An 18,823-nucleotide genomic window follows, 5' to 3' on the forward strand; every position below is an offset into this window, starting at 1 on the left:
TACTCAGAGCTCTCGTTCGCATTTGAGGAGGGTCTCCAAAGTGGGTTGGGGGTGGGAGCATCGGGTGACGAAATGCCAGGTAGCGGATTTCGTGACCGATGCGGGCAAGGGTGGATCTGAACCGATACGATGGGAGCGCTCCCACATCAGGATTGTCGATTGGGCCCCCGGTATGTCAATCACGGGTTGCAATCGCCTCACGCGGTGGCCCGAGCAGGCGGTGAGCCGAGGCCCCTTGCTGGCCTTTTGCCAGCCTCTGGCTCATGTGGCGCTATTTCATAACTGAAACTTTCATCTGTAACAGCCTGGCCGTTCACCCCGCCGGGGCCCGTGGTTAGGGCCCTCGGCTGCGGGTAGGCGCTTCCCAACCCTGGAAGGGAGGCAGGCCATGACCATCCAGAAGGAGTCGCTGTCCACCGGCGAACTCGTCCGCCGGCTGTCCGAGGACGTCTCCCGGCTGATCCGCGACGAACTGCGCCTGGCGCGGCTGGAGATGACTCGCAAGGGCAAACGCGCGGGAATGGGCGCGGGCCTGCTCGGCGCCGCGGGTCTCATCGCGTTCTACGGCGGAGGCGCCCTCGTGGCCACGGCGATCCTGGCCCTCGCGCTCGTGCTGCCGGCCTGGGCGAGCGCCCTGATCATCGGCGCCGCGTTGCTGGCGCTCGCCGGACTGCTCGCCCTGGTGGGCAAGGAGCAGGTGTCCCGCGCGACGCCGCCCACTCCCGAAGAGGCGATGCGCAGCCTCAAAGTGGACATCGACGTCATGAAGGGGAGCGTGCGCAGATGACCGAGACCGACCCCAAAGCGGCCCGGCCGAAGGCCGGGACCGTGGGTGTGCACAGACAGGACGTGTCCGAGCCGGTCACCGACCCGGAGTCGCTGAACGCCGTACGGCAGTCGCAGCCCGGCCCCGGGCCCGTCGCCGCGGCCCGGGACACCGAGACCCGGGGCGCGGGCGAGGAGAGGAAGGGTCACGACGAGATCGCCGAGGTCCGTCAGGAGATCGAGCGGACCCGCGACGACCTCGGCGACACGATCGAGGCGCTGGCCGCCAAGGCCGACGTGAAGGCACGGGCGCAGGAGCGCGTGCACGCGACCACCGCGGCCGCGCGGGCCAGGGTGGCCGGTGTCACCGGGCGCGTGCGCGAGGTCACGCCGGAGCCGCTGCGCGGAGCCGCGGGCAGGGCCGGGGAGCAGGCGAAGCGTCGTCCCGGCCTGGTCGCCGGCGCCGGAGCCGCGGCCACCGCGCTGCTGGTGCTGCGCCGGATCTCCCGGAGCCAGGGTCGGACGGCGAGGCCCGGCGTGTCCGGCATGTTCCAGAAGAGGCCGGGCGTCTCCGGCACGGCGGGCATGCCGCGGATGCGCGGCCTCGGCGGGGCCCGCAGGGGCAGGGGGATGTTCGGCGCCTCCGGCAGGACCGGGATGGCCCGCGGCGGAGCGCGGCCGTTCGGCTCCGGAGTGTCCGGCGCGAAGAGCAGGGCCGGCGCCACGAGCATGTTCGGCGCCAAGCGCGGTGCGCGCATGTTCGGCGCCGGGAGCAGGGCCGGCGGCATGGGCCCGCTCGGCGGCAAAGGCGCGCTCGGCGGGAAGAGGACGTTCGGCGGCATGAGCATGTTCGGCGGGAGGAGGACGCCCGGCGGCATGAGCATGTTCGGCCGCAAGGGGACGCTCGGCGGGGCGGGCGTGTTCGGCCGGAAGAGCAGGCGCGGCGGAACGGGCATACTCGGCATGCTCGGCCGGTCCCGCATGTTCGGCGGTCGCCCGATGTTTCCGCGGACGCGTCGCTCGCTCATGCGGAGGTTCGCGCATCGATGACCGGTCCCGAGGACGAGCGGGGGCCGTTGGAGAGGCTGTCGCGCCGCGACTGGATCGGAGTGGTCAGGCGCACGGCCAAGGAGTTCAAGGAGGACAACGTCCTCGACTGGGCGGCCTCGCTGACGTACTACGCCGTCCTCTCGATCTTCCCCGGGCTCATCGTGCTGGTGTCGATCCTCGGCCTGCTGGGGCAGAGCGCCACCGGCCCGCTGCTCGGGAACATCAGGTCGCTGACGCCGGGGCCGGTCCAGCAGATGCTGCAGACCGGCCTCGCCAACGTCCGGCAGCACCAGGGCACGGCCGGGGTGTTCGCGATCACGGGTCTGCTGCTCGCGCTGTGGGCGGCCTCCGGCTACATCGGGGCGTTCATCCGGGCGAGCAACGCGATCTTCGACATCCGCGAGGGCCGTCCGTTCTGGAAGGTGACCCCGCTCCGGGTGGGGCTGACACTCCTGCTGATGATCCTGATGGCGGCCTCCGTGCTCGCCGTCACCTTCACCGGCCGCCTCGCCGAGATCGCGGGGAACCTGCTCGGTCTCGGGCCCGCCGCGGTCACCGTCTGGGGCATCGTGAAGTGGCCGATCATCGTGGTGCTCGTGGCGGGCATGATCACCTTGCTCTATTACGCCGCGCCCAACGTCCGCCAGCCCGGCGTGCGGTGGCTCAGCCCCGGCAGCCTGTTCGCCGTCGTGGCCTGGGTCGTGGTGTCGGCGGGCTTCGGGCTGTACGTCGCGCGGTTCGGCTCCTACAACAAGACGTACGGCACGCTCGCGGCCGTGGTCGTCTTCCTCGTCTGGCTGTGGCTGTCGAACATCGTCATCCTCAGCGGCGCGGAGCTCGACGCCGAGCTCCAGCGTGGTCGCAGGATCGCCGCGGGCGAATCCCCCGCCGAGCCGTACGTCGACCCCCGCGACCCCCCGAAGAACCCCGAGCCCGAGGAGGGCCTGAGCGAGGCGCCCGGGACGCGGCGCGAAGCGCGCCGGGCCGGCGCGCCATAAGGCCGCACTCCGTCCCCGGCGGGGGGCATCGGCGAAGACAGGAAGGAAAGGCCCGGCGCCGGGCCTTCCTCATGCCGGGCGGCGTCGCGGCGGGCGTCGCGGGCCCGGGCTCACCCCGCGCTGAGCTGATCCAGAATAGTATTCTGGTGTGACGGTCCATGAAGCCCGCATCGGGCGCTACTACGAGGACTTCGTGGTCGGCGACGTCTACCAGCACCCGCTCGGCCGGACGATCAGCGAGGCCGACAACACCTGGTTCACGCTGCTGACGATGAACACCAACCAGAACCACTTCAACGCGCACTTCGCCGCCCGGGCTCCGGTCGGGAAGATCATCGTTAACTCGGGGCTCTCGGTGGCGATCGTGCTCGGGCTGTCGGTCATCGACGTCAGCCAGACGGCGATGATGAACCTCGGCTGGGACGAGATCCGGCTGATCCATCCGGTCTTCGTGGGCGACACCCTGTACGCCGAGTCGATCGTGGTGGACAAGCGCGAGTCGAGGTCCCGGCCGTACGCCGGCATCGTCACCTGCCGCACCCGGGGCCTGAACCAGGACGGCGACGAGGTGATGTCGTGGCGGCGCGCGGTGATGGTCTACAAGCGCGACGCACCTCACGACAAGGGGTATTTCCCGCGTGCCAAGACCGGCCCGATGGAGGCGTAGTGGACTTCGAGCTGAACGAGGAGCAGCGGCTGTTCCGGCGGACGCTGCGGGAGTTCGTTGACAAGGAGATCGTCCCCGTCGCCTCCGAGTGGGAGCGCACCGGGCGCTATCCGGAGGAGATCGTCCAGCGGTTCGCGCAACTGGGTCTGTTCGGCATGACCGTCCCGGAGGAGTACGGCGGGCTCGACCTCGACCGGGTGTCGTTCGCCCTCGTCTTCGAGGAGATCGCCCGGGGCTGGATGGGCGTGGCGGGGATCCTCGGCTCCCACTCCCTGTCGACCTGGATGATCGCCGAATACGGCACGGACGAGCAGCGCCGCCACTACCTGCCCGACCTGGCCGGTGGCGCCCGCCGTACGGGGATCGCGCTGACCGAGCCGGGCGCGGGCACCGACCTGCAGGGCATCGCCACCCGGGCGGTCCGCGACGGCGACGACTATGTCGTCACGGGGACCAAGACGTGGATCACCAACGCGCGGCACGCCGACCCGCTGCCCGTGCTGGTGAAGACCTCGATCGAGACGCCCGCCCATCGGGGGATGTCGGTGCTGCTCGTGGACGCCGGCAGCGAGGGCCTGACCGTGAGCCGCGACCTGCCCAAGCTGGGCTACAAGGGCACCGAGACGTGCGAGGTCGTCCTCGACGGCGTGCGCGTGCCGGCGTCGCGGCTGCTCGGCGGCACCGAGGGGCGTGGCATGCAGCAGGTGCTGTCGGCGCTCGAACTCGGCCGTCTCAACATCGCCGCCCGCGCGGTCGGCGTCGCGCAGTGCGCCTACGAGGCGGCCCTGGGCTACTCCCGCGAACGGCACGCGTTCGGGCAGCCGATCGCCGATTTCCAGGCGATCCAGCTCAAGCTGGCCGACATGGCGACCGAGATCCAGGCGGCCAGGCTCATGACGTACTGGGCCGCCGTGCGGTCGGAGGCCGGGCCGGTGCGCAGTGAGGCCGCGATGGCGAAATACTTCGCCTCCGAGGTGGCGCTCAGGGCGACGATGGAGGCGATGCGGGTCCACGGCGGCTACGGCTACTCGCAGGAGTTCGTGGTCGAGCGCCTCTATCGGGACGCGCCGCTGATGGCGATCGGGGAGGGCACCAACGACGTGCAGCGGCTGATCATCGCCAGGGCCCTCATCGAGGGCGACGCCACGCTCGGCTGGTGACCGTGGACGGCTGCGTGTTCTGCGAGATCGTGGCGGGGGAACGGCCCGCCCACGTGGTGCTGGACGACGAGGTCGCGGTGGCCTTCCTCGACACCCGGCCGGTGTTCAAGGGGCACGTGCTCGTCGTGCCGCGCGAGCACGTCGAGACCCTGGCGGACCTTCCGGCCGAGGATGTCGGGCCGTTCTTCACCCGCGTCCAGGCCGTCGCGCGGGCGGTCGAGGCGGGCACGGGAGCGGCCGGCACGTTCGTCGCGATGAACAACCGGATCAGCCAGAGCGTGCCCCACCTGCACGTCCACGTTGTGCCGCGCAACCGCAAGGACGGCCTGCGCGGCTTCTTCTGGCCCCGGGTCAAATACGACGACGACGCCGAGATCGAGGACTACGCGGCCCGCATCCGCGCCGCGCTGGACGAATCCCCTGATATGTGAATCTACAACGTAAAGGTGCCCCCATTATGGACTTCCTCCGCACCCCCGGCGAACGCTTCGCGGACCTGCCCGGCTTCCCCTACGAACCCCGCTACGCCGAGGTGACCGGCGGCGCCCGGATGGCGTACGTCGAGGCGGGCCCGGCGGACGGGCCGCCGGTGCTGCTGCTGCACGGGGAGCCGAGCTGGTCGTTCCTCTACCGGCACGTGATGGCCGTGCTGGCCGAGGCGGGCTGCCGGGCCGTAGCCCCCGACCTCATCGGCTTCGGCCGGTCGGACAAGCCGACCCGGCCGGAGGACCACACGTACGCCCGGCACGTGGAGTGGGTGCGGTCGCTCGCCTTCGACGCGCTCGACCTGCGTGGTGTGACGCTGGTCGGCCAGGACTGGGGCGGGCTGATCGGGCTGCGGCTCGTCGCCGAGCACCCGGACCGCTTCGCCCGGGTCGTCGCCGCCAACACCGGCCTGCCGACCGGTGACATCCCGATGCCCGAGGTGTGGCACCGCTTCCGGGAGGCCGTCGAGAGGGCGCCCGTGCTCGACATCGCCCGGTTCATCCAGTCGGGGTGCGTCACCGAGCTGCCCGAGCCCGTACGGTGGGCCTACGACGCGCCGTTCCCCTCCGAGGAGTTCAAGGCGGGGCCGCGGGCGATGCCGGGCCTGGTGCCGATCACCCCCGGCGACCCGGCCGCCCCCGCCAACCGCGCCGCCTGGCAGACCCTGGTCACCCTCGACCTGCCGTTCCTCGTCGCGTTCTCCGACCGCGACCCCATCACCGGCGGAATGGCGCCGATCCTGAAGAAGTCGATGCGCGGCGCGGCCGGGCTCGACCACCCCGTCATCGCCGCCGCCGGTCACTTCCTGCAGGAGGACGCGGGCCGCGAGCTGGGCGAGGCCGTCGCCGCCTTCGTCCACGCGACGGCCGCACGGTAGGCCCGGCGAGAGGCCCGGCGAGAGGCCCGGCGAGCGGCGGACGGAGCTGTCCGGCGCGCGATGGGGACCGTTCACCGCCGCGCGAGCGGACGGGCGGGGCATGCCGGGTAGGCTGCGGCGGCGTGGAACCGGTCGTCACCGTGCTCGTCGTCGCCGTCCTCGTCGCCGTGCCGGCGGTCGTGCTGTGGCGGGTGCTGCGCGGGCGGCGCGACCTCGGCAGCAGCCCCGCCGAGCGGGCGACGTTCGAGACGCTGCACACCGCCTCGCTGGCCGCGCCGCCGCTGCGCGCCGGGCTGACCCAGGCGGGGGCGCTCAAGGCGTCGCGGCACCTGCGCGAGCTGCTCGGCTCGCCGGCCATCGCCGTCACCAACGGCGAGGAACTGCTCGTCTACGACGGCGTGGGCGACCACCACGCGGCCGAGGCGTTCGAGCACGCCGCGGAGACGCTGAAGGACGGCCGCACCCAGGTGCTCGCGCTCGACTGCCTGCGGCCCGAGTGCCCGATCAGGCACGCCGTGGTCGTCCCGCTCACCACCGACGACCGGGTCGTCGGCTCGCTCGCGGCGTACGGCGACCACGCCTCGGCGGGGCTGGTGCGGGCGGCGCAGGAGGTCGCGCGGTGGGTCGACTCCCAGCTTGAGCTGGCCGAGCTCGACCGGTCCCGCACGATGCTGATGGAGGCCGAGGTCCGGGCGCTGCGGGCGCAGATCTCGCCGCATTTCATCTACAACTCGCTGACCACCATCGCGTCGTTCGTCCGCACCGACCCCGAGCGGGCCAGGGAACTGCTGCTGGAGTTCGCCGACTTCACCCGCTACTCCTTCCGGCGGCACGGCGACTTCACGACCCTGGCGGAGGAACTGCGCTCGATCGACCGCTACCTCACGCTCGAACGGGCCAGGTTCGGCGACCAGCTCCAGGTCACCTTGCGCATCGCGCCCGAGGTGCTGCCCGTCGCCGTGCCGTTCCTGTGCCTGCAGCCGCTGGTGGAGAACGCCGTGCGGCACGGCCTGGAGGCCAAGCCGGGCGTGGGCCGCATCACGATCGTCGCCGAGGACGCGGGCGCGGAGTGCGTGATCACCGTGGAGGACGACGGCGTCGGCATGGACCCCGACAGGCTGCGCCGCGTGCTCGCCGGGGAGGACCGCTCGGGCGCGGGCGGCATCGGCGTGGCCAACGTGGACGAGCGGCTGCGCCAGGTCTACGGCGACGAGTACGGCCTCGTGGTGGAGACCGGCGAGGGCGCCGGCACCAAGGTCGCCGTACGCGTCCCCAAATATCACCCCGGCGTCCAGACCTGACAGAGTGTCGTGCCCCTCGTAGACCTGCCGCCGTCATGTGGTGCGGACGGGCGAGCCGGTGACGCTCGACGAGCCGTTCCGGGTGACGCTCGCCCCCGGGGCGCTGCTGCGTCGCCGTCCGGGCTGACCCTGGGCCGCCGCGATCCCAGCCGTGATGCGGTCGTGATGGGGAGGCGTTGACTTCCACACGTTTCGGTCATCACTCTCTAGGGGATCGGTCGGTGAAAGGGGTGATCGTGAGCGGTCTGCGGGTTCTGGCGGTGGATGACGAGCAGCCCGCGCTGGAGGACGTCGCCTACCTGCTGCGCGCCGACCCCCGTATCGGTGACGTGCTCACCGCCCGCGACGGGGCCGCCGCGCTCCGGCTGCTCGACCGCGCCATCGCGGACGGCAGGCCGATCGACGCGGTCTTCCTCGACATCCGCATGCGCGGGCTCGACGGGGTGGTGCTGGGCCGGCTGCTGACCCAGTTCACCCGCCCACCGAAGATCGTTTTCGTGACGGCGTACGAGGACCACGCCGTGGACGCCTTCGAGCTGAAGGCCGAGGACTACCTGCTCAAGCCCGTACGACCGGAGCGGCTCGCCGAGGCGATCCGCCGGGTGTGCGGCAGCCGGGGCGAGCCGGGGGAGGGGCCGCAGGCGGACACGATCCCGGTCGAGCTGGGCGGCGTCACCCGGTTCGTGGCCAGCACCGAGGTGCGGTACGTCGAGGCGCAGGGCGACTACGCCCGGTTGCACACGGCGACCGGCAGCCACCTGGTCCGCATCCCGCTGGCCACGCTGGAGGAGCGCTGGGCGTCGGCGGGGTTCCTGCGCGTCCACCGCAGCCATCTCGTCGCGGTCAAACACATCGACGAGCTGCACATCGACTCGGGCAAGTGCGTGGTGCGGGTGGGGGAGACCGAGATCCCGGTGAGCCGCCGCCACACCCGTGAGCTGCGCGACCTGCTCGTCCGCCGGGCCCGCCGGGGCCAGGGCCGGTGAGCGGGCGGTGAGGGCACGATGACCGGCAAGCCACGCAGGGCGGCGGCGACCGGAACGCGCGGACAGGGCGAGGGCGCGGCGGCGAGCGGGAAGCCCCGCAGGGTGGTGGTCACCAGCCCGCGCACGGCGGCGGCGCCCAGGCCACGGCACCCGCTCACCCGGGAGATCGACGAGCAGACCCGCCTCGGCGAGGTCTACATGGGCTCCCTGGTGCGCACCCAGTTTCGCCTGGCGTTGTTCGTGTGCAGCCTGCTCGCCTGCGTCGTGGGCGGGCTGCCGCTGCTGTTCCTGCTGGCCCCGGAGCTGCGCGCGGCCGAGCTGCTCGGGCTGCCGCTGCCGTGGGTCGTGCTCGCGGGGCTGATCTATCCGGCGCTCGTCGGGGGCGCCTGGTTGTACGTGCGGCAGGCCGAACGCAACGAACGCGACTTCGCCGACCTCGTGGAGCGCCGATGACGACCGTGCGCCGGCCTTGGGGAGCGCCGGCGAGAACGGCGCGCCGGTGAACCAGATCGTCGCGGTCGTGCTGGTGATGCTGGCGACCGTGCTCATCGGCGCGTTCGGCATCCGGGTGTCCCGCACCACGTCGGACTTCTACGTCGCCTCCCGCACGGTCTCGCCCCTGTGGAACGCCTCGGCTATCGGCGGGGAGTATCTGTCGGCGGCCTCCTTCCTCGGCGTCGCGGGGCTGATCCTCACCTTCGGCGCGGACATGCTGTGGCTGCCGGTCGGCTGGACCGGCGGCTATCTCGTGCTGCTGGTGCTGGTGTCGGCGCCGCTGCGGCGGTCGGGGGCCTACACGCTGCCCGACTTCGCCGAGGCGCGGCTGGAGTCGATGGCGGTGCGGCGGCTGTCGAGCGTGCTCGTCGTGCTGATCGGCTGGCTCTACCTCATGCCGCAGTTCCAGAGCGCCGGGCTGGTCTTCCGTACGATCACGGGGGCGCCGCCGTGGACGGGGAGCCTGCTGGTGGCGGCGGTGGTCGCGACGAACGTGCTGTCGGGCGGCATGCGGTCGATCACGTTCGTCCAGGCGTTCCAATACTGGCTGAAGCTGACCGCGCTGGCGGTGCCGCTGGTGTTCATGCTGATGGCCTGGTGGTCCGACGGACGACCGGGGCTCGCTCCCGGGGACGAGTGGGTGCTGCCGCTGCACGGCCAGGAGCATCCGGTCTACGAGACGTACTCGCTGATCCTGGCGACGTTCCTCGGGACGATGGGGCTGCCCCACGTGCTCGTCCGCTTCTACACCAACCCGGACGGGCGGGCCGCCCGCCGCACCACGCTCGTCGTGCTGACGCTGCTCGGCGCCTTCTATCTGATGCCCGCGGTGTACGGCTACCTCGGCCACGTCTACGGCATGCCGCAGAGCGACACCGTGGTCATCGCCCTGCCGGGCCGGCTGGTCGGCGGGCCGGTGGGCGAGTTCCTGACCGCGCTGGTGACCGCGGGGGCGTTCGCGGCGTTCCTGTCGACGTCGTCAGGGCTGACGGTGTCGGTCGCGGGGGTGATCGCTCAGGACATCCTGCGCGGCGGGGTGCGGGCGTTCCGGGTCGCGACCGTGCTCGCGGTGCTCGTGCCGTTCGCGCTGGCGGGCGTGGCCCGGTCGCTGCCGGTGGCGACCGTGGTGGGGCTGGCGTTCGCCGTGGCCGCCTCGTCGTTCTGCCCGCTGCTGGTGCTCGGCATCTGGTGGCGCAGGCTGACGACGGCGGGGGCGATGGCCGGCCTGCTGGCCGGAGGAGGGCTGGCCTGCACGGCGGTCGTGATCACGATCATCGGCGGCCCGCACAGCGGCTGGGAGGGGTCTCTGCTCGCGGAGCCGGCGGCCTGGACGGTGCCCGTGTCGTTCACGGTCATGGTGGTGGTGTCGCTGCTGACGCCGTCGCGGGTGCCGCGCGGCGTGGCGCGCACGATGGTCCGCCTGCACACGCCGGAGACGTTGAACGTCGACCGGGGCGACTGGCGTCCGCGCTTCATGTAGCCCGGCAGTTTCACTGCGGCCGCGTTTCATGGAACGCATGGGTGACCGCTCGGCGCGAGCAACCGACCATTCGTCGCACGGATGCGCCATGTGAACGAGCGGGCGCTACGGCTGGGCGACTCGGCGGCCCCCGGGACTCGTCGCCGCACAGGGCGCACTCCTACGTTGAAGTGATCCAGATCACTGTCGAAGGAGATCTTGTGACCGTCCAGCACGATCCATCGGTCTATGAACGTATACAGGCGGGTGAGCAGTTCCAGGAGCTGCGCCGCCGCTACCGGTCCTGGGCCTTCCCCATGACCGTCGCCTTCCTGGTGTGGTACCTGCTCTACGTGGTGCTGTCGGGCTTCGCCCGGGACTTCATGGGCGCCAAGTTGTTCGGCAACATCAACGTCGCCCTCGTCTTCGGTGTGCTGCAGTTCGTGTCGACGTTCCTGATCGCGTGGGCGTACTCGCGGCACGCGGCGGCCAAGCTCGACCCGATCGCCGACGAGCTGCGCGGCGGGGCCGAGACCCGCGACGAGGTCGGGGAGGGCGCCAAGTGAGTCACGAGACGCTGTCCACGATCCTTTTCGTTATCTTCGTTGCCGGCACGCTCGCCATCACGTTCTGGGCCAGCCGCAACACCAAGAGCGCGGCGGACTTCTACGCCGGCGGCCGGTCGTTCAGCGGCCTGCAGAACGGCCTGGCGATCGGCGGCGACTACATGTCGGCCGCGTCGTTCCTCGGCATCGCCGGCATCATCGCGCTGTCGGGCTACGACGGCTTCCTCTACTCGATCGGCTTCCTCGTCGCCTGGCTGGTGGCGCTGCTGCTCGTCGCCGAGCTGATGCGCAACTCCGGCAAGTACACGATGGCCGACGTGCTGGCGTTCCGCATGTCGCCGCGCCCGGTCCGTACGGCGGCCGGCGTGTCCACGATCGTCGTGAGCATCTTCTACCTGCTCGCCCAGATGGTCGGCGCGGGCGCGCTCGTCGGCCTGCTGCTCGGGGTCCACTCCGAGGCCGGCAAGATCTGGACGATCATCGCGGTCGGCCTGCTGATGATCATCTATGTCGTGTTCGGCGGCATGAAGGGCACCACCTGGGTGCAGATCGTCAAGGCCGTCATGCTCATGGTCGGCGCCGCGCTGATCACCCTGCTGGTGCTCGGCAAGTTCGGCTTCAACCTGTCCGGCCTGCTCGGCGACGCCGCCAACGCGAGCGGCAAGGGCGACGCCTTCCTCAAGCCCGGTCTCAAGTACGGCACCGAGGCCCAGGGCGTCTGGGGCAAGATCGACCTGATCAGCCTCGGCCTGGCCCTGGTGCTCGGCACCGCCGGCCTGCCGCACGTCCTCATCCGCTTCTACACCGTGCCGACCGCCAGGGACGCCCGCAAGTCGGTCATGTGGGGCATCGGCATCATCGGCGCGTTCTACCTGCTGACCCTGGTGCTCGGCTTCGGCGCCGCGGCCCTGGTGGGCTCGAAGACGATCGCCGAGGCCGACAAGGCCGGCAACACCGCGGCCCCGCTGCTGGCTCAGAAGGTGGGCCAGGACATCTTCGGCGACGTCGGCGGCACCGTCCTGCTGGCGGTCATCGCGGCGGTCGCGTTCGCCACGATCCTCGCGGTCGTCGCGGGCCTGACCCTCGCGTCCTCCTCCAGCTTCGCCCACGACCTGTACGCGCACGTGTTCAAGCGGGGCGACGCCACCGAGCGTCAGGAGGTCGTGGTCGCCAGGATCGCCGCGTTCGTGATCGGCGCGATCGCGATCGCGCTGAGCATCTTCGCCCAGTCGCTCAACGTGGCCTTCCTCGTGTCGCTGGCCTTCGCGGTCGCCGCGTCGGGCAACCTTCCGGCGATCCTCTACAGCCTGTTCTGGAAGAGGTTCAACACGGCGGGCGCGGTCTCGGCCATCTACGGCGGCCTCATCTCCGCCGTGGTGCTGGTGATCTTCTCGCCGGTCGTCTCCGGCTCGCCGACGGCGATGCGTCCCGAAATGGACTTCCACCTGATCCCGCTGTCGAACCCGGGCATCTTCTCGATCCCGATCGGCTTCCTGTGCGGCTACCTCGGCACGATCCTGAGCAAGGAGTACAACGGCTCGAAGTACGCCGAGATCGAGGTCCGCTCGCTCACCGGCCTCGGCTCCGAGAAGGCCACGAGCCACTGACACCGGTTTGAGGCCACACGTCGCCGGCCCCAGGCGCCGCCTCCCACCGCCGCCGAGGGCCGGCGACCCCGGTGCGCCCGGCCGCGGGCGCTGTGCCCATTCGGCGCAGGCGCTGTGCCAGTCGGGCGGGGCCCGCGGCCGGGCGTATGCCTGCCCTGTCCCTCGCGTCATGGTGTTGGGGCACCCACTGTGGTTAAGGTTCGGTCCGTGGACAGCCCTCTCCAGACCGCCAAGGCGTGGTCCCGCTCGCGGAGAAGGAAGCAGCCGGCCGACGGCGACGCCCGCACCCGCATCCTCGACGCCGCCGAGGAACTGTTCGCGGGCGGCGGCTACGAGGCCACGCCCACCGCGCGCATCGCCGAACTCGCCGGCGTGCCCAAGGGCCTGGTCTTCCACTACTTCCCCCGCAAGATCGACGTGCTGATCTCGCTGGTGGACGAGCGCACCGTGGTGATCGAGGAGGAGGTGGAGGCGGTGCCCGGCGACGCGGCCGGCGCGCTGTCGCGGCTCGCCCGCAGGCTGCCGCTGCGCGCGTCCCCCGCGATGCGGCGCATCCTGTTCCGGGAGGCCGACACGCACCTGTCCGTACGGGAGCGTCTGAGCCGCCTGAACACCGAGATCATCCGCAGGGCCAGGTTCGCCCTGGAGCTCGCCCTGCCGGGCGGGCGGGGTGACGCGGCCCGGCTGGAGGCCGCCGCCGCGACCTTCGCCGCCGTCCTGCTCTACCAGGAGAGCATCTGCCTGCTCACCGGCCATCACATCGACCCCGACGCGGTCGCCGAGCTGATCGCGGGCGCCCTGCACTGACCAGGGACGCAACCCCGAAGGTCAGGCGGGCACCATCTCCTCCCGCTCATCCGGCTCCTCCCGCTCATCCGGCTCCTCCCGCTCATCCGGCTCATTCGGGGGCCGTACGGCGGGAGCGTCGCCGTGCGGGGCCGGGCCGTCGGCGGAGTCGCCGGTGAAGTCGCCGGTGGAGTCCTCGGCGGAGTCCTCGAGCAGGGCCAGGAGCTCGTCCATCGCCTCGCGCAGGTGACCGATCATGCTCCAGACGTCGGGCAACCGCGCCGGGCAGGCGACGACGCCGAAGTCCAGCCGCCCGTCGTACGACGCGCAGGTGATGCTGATCCCCCCGGTGGCGTCGGTGACCACCGACAGCGGGTGGTAGGCGAGCATCCGGGCGCCGCACAGATACAACGGCATGCGGGGCCCCGGCACGTTCGACACGATGAGGTTGACGCCCGCCCCCGCGACCCCCGCGAGGCGGAACACCACCGGCGTGGCCAGCGCCGCGAAGGCGTTCGGCACCATCGCGCACACGTCATCGAGCCACGTGCGGTGGGAGACGGCGAAGCGCCGCTTGGCGGCGGCCAGCGCCGAGCGCACGGCCGTCAGGCGTTCCGCGGGAGAGGCGACGTCCGTGGCCAGCGGCGTGATCATCGCGGAGATCCGGTTGCCGACGCCCGCCGAGTCCGGGGACGGCTCGCCCGCGCCCGCCGACCGCCGGGAGCGCAACGCCACCGGCACGGCGGCCACCAGCGGCCGGTCGGGCAGCGCGTCGTGGGCGAGCAGCCAGCGCCGCAGCGCCGACGCGCACAGCGTCATCACCACATCGTTCGGGCCCATGCCGAAGGCCCTGGCCACCTTCTTGACCTCCGCCAGCGGCACGGAACCGAGGGCGACCTCCCGCTCCCCGGAGATCGGGCCGTTGAACGGCGTGCGCGGCGCGACCAGCGGCGGCGTCTGAGGCAGTGGGCGCGCGTCTCCGGCGATCACGCGGGCGGCCTGGGCCAGGCGCCGGGCGTCGGGCAGCGCCGCCACCACCGGGATCGCGTCCAGGTCGGCGGCGGCGCGGGCGAGCGAGCACAGCGTCTCCACCGGCTGGACGATCGACCGGGTGATCGCGCCGGCGAGCATCGCGAGCATCCCGGGCGCCTGTGACGGCGCCGGGGCCGGGGGCGTCTCCACCCGGCGCGGCTCCGGTGACGGGTCGAGCAACGCGGTCAGGATCTCCGAGCCCGACACGCCGTCGATCGCGCAGTGGTGCACCTTCGTGTAGAGCGCGCACCGGCCGCCCTCCAGGCCGTGGATGAGGTGCGCCTCCCACAGCGGCCGCCGGCGGTCGAGCCGCCGCGCGTGCACGCTCGCCACATAGGCCGCCAGTTCCCGTTCCCCGCCGGGCGCCGGGAGCGTGGTCTCGTGCACGTGCGCGTCGAGGTCCACGTGCGGGTCGTCCAGCCAGTACGGCCGGTCGAGCCCGAAGGGCACGTCGGCCAGCCGCATCCGCAGCGGCGGGGCGAGGTGCAGTCGCTCGCGCAGCAGGGCGAGCAGCGCCTCCCTGGTCACAGCGCCGGAGGGCGAGGTCGACGGGTCGAGTATGGCGACGCCCGCCACGTGGGTCGCGGTCGTCGCCGACTCCACGCTCAGGAACTGCGCGTCGAGTGCCGTCAACTGGCGCATCTCAGCCATCCTCCCCGCTCACGCCGCCCGGGCCGCCGCGGGGCCGTTCGCCGGCATCCGGGGATTCACCGGGACCGGAGCCGGTTTCCCCGGCGCAGGATGATCGCCCGCACGCGCACCGTGACCATCATCGCCGCGGGGTGTTTCCACCGCGTGTCTCCCGCGTACCGCCGGGGAATGTCCAGCCGAATCCCTGACCTGTGGGAGACGGTCGGCCCCCGCAGTCCGCGAGGGTCAGGCCGCCACGAGGGATCGGAGGCGGGGGACGACGTGCTCGCCGGCGGAGGACGCGCCGCCGAAGTAGACGCCGGGCACCGGAGCGATCCGCTCCGCCAGCCCGCCCGCCTCGATCCGGTAGTGCTCGCCGTGGTGGTCGAGTAGTCCTCTTCTGATCGCCCGCGCAAACCTGCCCTCACCCAGTGGCCGCCACGGCGCGCCGCCGGTGCGGCAGGCGCAGCCCGAGGCGGCCGCGGAGCGTGGCATGGCCGTACTCCCGCTGGAACAGCCCGCGCTCCTGGAGGATCGGCACCACGAGCCTGGCGAAGTTCTCCAGGTCGACGGCGGTGTCGGCCGGCATGACCGTGAAGCCGTCCGCCGCACCCGCCTCGAACCACGCCTGCAGGTCGTCGGCGACCTGCTCGGCCGACCCCGCGAGCAGCCGGTGCCCCGATCCGCCGGCGCTGCGCTGGACCAGCTCACGGGGTGTGCGCGGGCCCTCCGCGAGCAGCGCCCGAGTGGAGGCGCCGAAGCCCGCGGAGAAGGCGTCGCCGGGAACGGCGGCGGGCAGGTCGCCGGCGGCGATCGGGTCGTCGGGACCGCACCCGTCCTCAGGCAGGCCAAGGTTCCGCAGCAGCACCCTCGTCAGCCGCTCGACCGGCAGCGTGGCGTACAGTTCGCGCTCCCGGCGCCGGGCCTCCTCCTCGGTCGCCCCGACGAGCACCACCACGCCGAGAGACACCTTCACGTCGTCGGGGTGGCGGCCGGCCGCGGCAGCGCGGCGGCGGATGTCGTCGCGGAACGCGACGGCCTTGGCCCGGGTCTGCGCCACGGTGAACACGACGTCCGCGAAGCGGCCGGCCAGGGCGAGCCCGCCTTCGGAGCCGCCCGCCTGGACGATGACCGGACGGCCCTGCGGCCCCGGTCCGACCGGGAGCGGCCCGGCCACCGAGAAGAACTCGCCCTCGTGGTCGAGCCGGTGGACGCGGGAGGGATCGGCGTAGCGGCCGCTCTGCTTGTCGGCGACGATCGCGTCCGGCTCCCAGCCGTCCCACAGCCGGGTGACCACATCGAGGAACTCGTGCGCCCGGCGGTAGCGGGTCTCCTTGCCGGGATGCTCGGCCAGGCCGAAGTTCGCCGCCGCGGCCGGCGTGCCGGTGGTGACGACGTTGACGGCCGCGCGGCCCCTGGTCACGTGGTCGAGCGTCTGGAACCGCCGGGCCAGGTTGTACGGCGAGTTGTACGTCGTCGAACTGGTGGCGATCACCCCGAGGTTCGTGGTGATCGCCGCCAGGTTGCCCAGCAGCACGAGCGGGTCGAGCCCGGTGCCGGGCGCCTCCTCGATCTCGCCGCCCAGCGCGGGGGCGTCGCCGAGGAAGACCGCGTCGATCTTCGCCTCCTCGGCGATCCGCGCCAGCCGCTGGAAGTGGCCGATGTCCAGGTGGGCCAGCGGGTCGGCGTGCGGCAGCCGCCAGGCGTGCCGGAAGTGGCCGGGCGTCATCAGCGACAGGGCGAGATGGAACCCGCTCATCGCGTGCCGCCCGGGACCGTGACGGGTTGCCGCGCGGGACGCCAGCCGAGCAGGGGCGCCAGCTCTCGCGCGGCGGAGGTGAGCAGCCGGAGGTGTTCGCCGAACTCGGGCACGCCGGGGACGAAGTTCACCAGCAGGTCGGTGATCCGGCGCAATGCCGGATCGGCGGCCAGCTCGGCGGCGAGCGCCTGCGGCGGGCCGAGCAGGGCGTGGTCGGCCTCCAGATACTCCTCGACGCCGAGAGCCGCGACCTCGCGGCGGGAGGACAGCCAGCTCTGCCAGCGCCGGACGCCGGGCGTGACCAGGCGTACGGCCTCCGCCCGGTCGGGGTGGGGATAGACGGCCCTGGAGACCTGCACCCGGGGCGCGCGGCCGGGCTCGGGCCATGCCTCCTCGTGGGCCTCCTCGTGGCCCTCCTCCTGGCCCTCCTCCTGGGCCTCCTCGTGGGCCGCGCGGTAGGCCGCGATCCACTCGGCCTGCTGCCGCTGCGCCTCGCGTACGGTGCCGCCGCGCCAGGCGGTGGCGCGGGAGAGCTGCAGCCCGTCACCGGCGCGTCCGGCGGCGGCCGCCGCCGCGTGCGCCAGTCCGGGATCACCGGTGGTGGCCTGCCACAGCCGCCGCCGCAGTCCGGCCGCGGGCGGGTGGAGCACCTCGCCGAGGCTGTTGAGCGTCGTTCCCTCCAGCACCTCGTGCAGCCGCGCCACCGAGGCGTCGAAGAGCCGGTGCCGGTCGGCCAGATCTTTCCCGAACGCCTCCCAGGCGCCCGGGAAGGGACCCGAACCCACGCCCAGTTCGAGACGGCCGCCGCTGAGTTCGTCGAGCGTCGCCGCGTCCTCGGCGGTCTTGAGAGGGTCCTCCAGCGGGAGCACCAGCACGCCGGTGCCCAGCCGGATGCGCGTGGTGTGCTCGGCGATCGCGGCGAGCACGACCAGGGGGGCGGAAACGTGCTCGTTGCCCTGGCGGAAGTGCCGCTGGATGACCCATCCCGAGTCGTAGCCCAGTTCCTCGGCGGCCACGAACAGGTCGATCGCCTCACGGTAGGCCCGGCCCGGCGGCAGGTCGCCGTCGAGGTGCAGCAGGAAGCCCAGGCGGAAGGGCCGGCCGTCGTCGACGCCGGCCCCGATCGTCGTGGTGAGGTCGCCCATGTCAGAGCCTCAGTCCTGTTCCGTGCACGCCGTGCTCGTCGAGCAGCGCCAGCTCCTCCTCGGTGAGCGGCGGGAAGCCGAGCGCCTTGACGTTGTGGTCGAGCTGCGCGGTCGAGCTGGCTCCGATGAGCGCCGAGGTCACCTGCGGCTGCCGCAGCACCCACTGCAGCGCGAGCTGCGCGAGCGACTGACCGCGCTTCCTGGCGATGTCGTCGAGCGCGGCGGCCCGCCGCCGGTAGGTGCCGTCGATGACGTCGGGCGACAGGAACGCGCTGTTGCCGGCTCGCGCGTCCGCGGGGATGCCGGCGAGGTACTTGTCCGTGAGCAGCCCCTGGGCCAGGGGCGAGTAGACGACGAGACCGAACCCGTCCTCGGCGGCCAGCTTGAGCAGGCCGTTGAGCTCGGGGCGGCGGTCGAAGATCGAGTAGCGCGGCTGGTGGACCAGCAGCGGCACCCCCGCCCGGCGCAGCAGCTCGGCGGCCTCGCGAGCCCGCTCCGGGGCGTAGTTCGAGATGCCCACGTAGAGCGCCTTGCCCTGCTGCACGGCGCTGACGAGGGCGCCGACGGTCTCCTCCAGCGGCGTCGCCGGGTCGGGGCTGTGGCTGTAGAAGATGTCGACGTGGTCGGTCCCCAGGTCGCGCAGGCTGTGCTCAAGCGATGTGAGCAGCGACTTGCGCGAGCCGCCCTTCAGGTAGGGGCTGGGGCCGATCGGGTTGCCGGCCTTGGTCGAAAGGACCAGCTCGTCCCGGTACGGCGCGAGCTCCCGCCTGAGCAGCGTCCCGAAGAACTTCTGCGCGGCCCGGTGCGGCGGGCCGTACCTGTCGGCGTTGTCGAAATGGGTGATGCCCAGGTCGAAGGCGTGCAGCACGATCTCGCGCTGGGTCTCGTACGGGCGGTCGAGACCGAAGTTCTGCCACAGGCCGAAGGAGATGGCCGGCAGGTCGAGACCGGAGTTCCCGGCACGCCGGTATTCCACCTTCTCGTAGCGGTCCTCGGCCGCCGCGTAGGTCGTGTCGTAAGCGCCGTAGCTCAAGTCGATGCCCTTTCTCAGTGG

The 18,823-nt window shown here is 72.2% G+C and carries 19 protein-coding genes; 14 read left to right on the top strand and 5 right to left on the bottom strand.

The annotated features are described in order from the left end of the window. Nucleotides 1-388 precede the first annotated feature (388 nt). The 14 genes from FLX08_RS04480 to FLX08_RS04545 all read left to right on the top strand — a co-directional run bounded on the left by FLX08_RS04480 (nt 389) and on the right by FLX08_RS04545 (nt 13,224). Nucleotides 389-787: a phage holin family protein gene (locus tag FLX08_RS04480; RefSeq protein ID WP_142616910.1), complete on the top strand. Its 399-nt coding sequence runs from the start codon at nt 389-391 to the stop codon at nt 785-787. Further along, entirely contained in the window at nt 784-1,815 is a 1,032-nt protein-coding gene (locus FLX08_RS04485) for a DUF3618 domain-containing protein (protein ID WP_142616911.1), read from the top strand. The genes FLX08_RS04480 and FLX08_RS04485 overlap by 4 nt, the downstream gene beginning before the upstream one ends. After that, nucleotides 1,812-2,813 carry a YihY/virulence factor BrkB family protein gene (locus FLX08_RS04490; protein WP_142616912.1) on the top strand — a complete coding sequence of 334 codons (1,002 nt, stop codon included), beginning with the start codon at nt 1,812-1,814 and terminating at the stop codon, nt 2,811-2,813. The genes FLX08_RS04485 and FLX08_RS04490 overlap by 4 nt, the downstream gene beginning before the upstream one ends. A 148-nt stretch (nt 2,814-2,961) precedes the next feature. Then, nucleotides 2,962-3,480 carry a MaoC family dehydratase gene (locus FLX08_RS04495; protein ID WP_142616913.1) on the top strand — a complete coding sequence of 173 codons (519 nt, stop codon included), beginning with the start codon at nt 2,962-2,964 and terminating at the stop codon, nt 3,478-3,480. Next, the gene (locus tag FLX08_RS04500; protein WP_142616914.1) at nt 3,480-4,640 is read left to right on the top strand and encodes an acyl-CoA dehydrogenase family protein; all 1,161 of its coding nucleotides are present in this window, start codon (nt 3,480-3,482) and stop codon (nt 4,638-4,640) included. The genes FLX08_RS04495 and FLX08_RS04500 overlap by 1 nt, the downstream gene beginning before the upstream one ends. Then, nucleotides 4,637-5,071: an HIT family protein gene (locus tag FLX08_RS04505; protein WP_341874310.1), complete on the top strand. Its 435-nt coding sequence runs from the start codon at nt 4,637-4,639 to the stop codon at nt 5,069-5,071. The genes FLX08_RS04500 and FLX08_RS04505 overlap by 4 nt, the downstream gene beginning before the upstream one ends. 26 nt (nt 5,072-5,097) lie before the next feature. Then, on the top strand, nt 5,098-6,003 hold the full coding sequence (locus tag FLX08_RS04510) for a haloalkane dehalogenase (protein WP_142616915.1): 906 nt from the start codon (nt 5,098-5,100) through the stop codon (nt 6,001-6,003). Between the two features lie 122 nt (nt 6,004-6,125). Continuing rightward, the gene (locus FLX08_RS04515; protein ID WP_142616916.1) at nt 6,126-7,304 is read left to right on the top strand and encodes a sensor histidine kinase; all 1,179 of its coding nucleotides are present in this window, start codon (nt 6,126-6,128) and stop codon (nt 7,302-7,304) included. Nucleotides 7,305-7,540: 236 nt separating this feature from the next. Further along, on the top strand, nt 7,541-8,290 hold the full coding sequence (locus FLX08_RS04520; RefSeq protein ID WP_142616917.1) for a LytR/AlgR family response regulator transcription factor: 750 nt from the start codon (nt 7,541-7,543) through the stop codon (nt 8,288-8,290). An 18-nt stretch (nt 8,291-8,308) separates the two neighbouring features. Further along, nucleotides 8,309-8,743: a hypothetical protein gene (locus FLX08_RS04525; protein WP_244312413.1), complete on the top strand. Its 435-nt coding sequence runs from the start codon at nt 8,309-8,311 to the stop codon at nt 8,741-8,743. 46 nt (nt 8,744-8,789) lie between these two features. Continuing rightward, complete coding sequence (locus tag FLX08_RS04530) at nt 8,790-10,265, top strand: sodium/solute symporter (protein WP_244312414.1); 1,476 nt, start codon at nt 8,790-8,792, stop codon at nt 10,263-10,265. 200 nt (nt 10,266-10,465) lie between these two features. Next, complete coding sequence (locus FLX08_RS04535; RefSeq protein ID WP_208761259.1) at nt 10,466-10,810, top strand: DUF485 domain-containing protein; 345 nt, start codon at nt 10,466-10,468, stop codon at nt 10,808-10,810. Further along, nucleotides 10,807-12,417 (top strand): solute symporter family protein, encoded by a 1,611-nt coding sequence (locus tag FLX08_RS04540; RefSeq protein WP_142616919.1) that lies wholly within the window; start codon nt 10,807-10,809, stop codon nt 12,415-12,417. Before FLX08_RS04535 ends, FLX08_RS04540 begins: the two co-directional genes overlap by 4 nt. A 207-nt stretch (nt 12,418-12,624) precedes the next feature. Then, the gene (locus tag FLX08_RS04545; RefSeq protein WP_142616920.1) at nt 12,625-13,224 is read left to right on the top strand and encodes a TetR/AcrR family transcriptional regulator; all 600 of its coding nucleotides are present in this window, start codon (nt 12,625-12,627) and stop codon (nt 13,222-13,224) included. A 21-nt stretch (nt 13,225-13,245) separates the two neighbouring features. Here FLX08_RS04545 and FLX08_RS04550 read toward each other — a convergent pair whose 3' ends face one another. The 5 genes from FLX08_RS04550 to FLX08_RS04570 all read right to left on the bottom strand — a co-directional run bounded on the left by FLX08_RS04550 (nt 13,246) and on the right by FLX08_RS04570 (nt 18,802). After that, a complete protein-coding gene (locus tag FLX08_RS04550; protein ID WP_142616921.1) occupies nt 13,246-14,877 on the bottom strand; it encodes a WS/DGAT/MGAT family O-acyltransferase in 1,632 nt (543 codons plus the stop codon). A gap of 234 nt (nt 14,878-15,111) precedes the next feature. Beyond that, on the bottom strand, nt 15,112-15,360 hold the full coding sequence (locus tag FLX08_RS04555) for a hypothetical protein (protein ID WP_142616922.1): 249 nt from the start codon (nt 15,358-15,360) through the stop codon (nt 15,112-15,114). Next, entirely contained in the window at nt 15,290-16,624 is a 1,335-nt protein-coding gene (locus tag FLX08_RS04560; protein WP_142616923.1) for an NtaA/DmoA family FMN-dependent monooxygenase, read from the bottom strand. Before FLX08_RS04560 ends, FLX08_RS04555 begins: the two co-directional genes overlap by 71 nt. Then, nucleotides 16,621-17,769 carry an LLM class flavin-dependent oxidoreductase gene (locus FLX08_RS04565; protein WP_142616924.1) on the bottom strand — a complete coding sequence of 383 codons (1,149 nt, stop codon included), beginning with the start codon at nt 17,767-17,769 and terminating at the stop codon, nt 16,621-16,623. The genes FLX08_RS04560 and FLX08_RS04565 overlap by 4 nt, the downstream gene beginning before the upstream one ends. A gap of 1 nt (nt 17,770) precedes the next feature. Next, nucleotides 17,771-18,802, bottom strand: a complete 1,032-nt coding sequence (locus tag FLX08_RS04570; protein WP_142616925.1) for an aldo/keto reductase — start codon at nt 18,800-18,802, stop codon at nt 17,771-17,773. Between the last annotated feature and the right edge of the window lie 21 nt (nt 18,803-18,823).

This window comes from Microbispora hainanensis, from assembly GCF_006874475.1.
Lineage (GTDB): Bacteria > Actinomycetota > Actinomycetes > Streptosporangiales > Streptosporangiaceae > Microbispora > Microbispora hainanensis.